At 74.7% G+C, this 730-nt stretch carries 1 protein-coding gene; it reads right to left on the reverse strand.

Annotation, left to right across the window (positions count from 1 at the left end; translation table 11 throughout):
- The coding region (locus IH13_RS0130235; RefSeq protein WP_031089268.1) for a class I SAM-dependent methyltransferase at positions 1 to 552 on the reverse strand (552 nt) is incomplete at its 3' end.
- Positions 553 to 730 lie beyond the last annotated feature (178 nt).

Below are 730 nucleotides of genomic sequence, written 5' to 3' on the forward strand. Positions count from 1 at the left end.
CAGCCGCTCCGCCAGGTCCGAGGGGCGGTCCAGCGAACCCAGCCGGGTCGCGAAGGTGACGGTGCGGGGGCCTTCCGGTCCGAGCGCGACCCAGACGTGCCGCCTCCCGATCTCGTCGCAGGTGCCCTCCACGAGGAGCCCGCCCGGGGCGAGCCGGGCGCGGAGCCGCGCCCAGACGGCCGCCACCTCGCCTTCGTCGTACTGGCGCAGTACGTTCGCGGCCCGGACGAGCGTGGGGCGCGTGTCCAGCGGGAGCTCGAAGCCGCCGTGGACGAAGGTGAGGCCGTCCCGCTCGTACGGCTTCGCCGCGGCGACGCGGGCGGGGTCGATCTCGATGCCCACGACCCTCGTGCGCGGTTCGGCGGTGCGCAGCCGTTGCAGCAGCTCGACGGCGGTCCAGGGGGCCGCGCCGTACCCCAGGTCGACCGCGACGGGGTCCTCGCTGCGGCGCAGGGCGGGGCCGTGGGTGGCGGCGATCCAGCGGTCCATGCGGCGCAGCCGGTTGGGGTTGGTGGTCCCGCGGGTGGCGGTGCCGATGGGGCGCTGGTGCATGGCAGCGAGCCTACGGGCTGTCCCCGGGTGCGGGGGTCGGCCGCGGGCGGGGGAGGGCCGGGCGGCGTGCGCCGGGGCGGTGCGTAATGATTTGGTAAAGCGGAAATGAATGACTCCGCTCCACTGTTCTGCCTCTCGTGGGGCCGTGGGTCCCCCAGGTGCCTGTCTCTTATACACA

Source organism: Streptomyces sp. NRRL WC-3549 (genome assembly GCF_000721935.1).
In the GTDB taxonomy this organism is placed as follows: domain Bacteria; phylum Actinomycetota; class Actinomycetes; order Streptomycetales; family Streptomycetaceae; genus Streptomyces.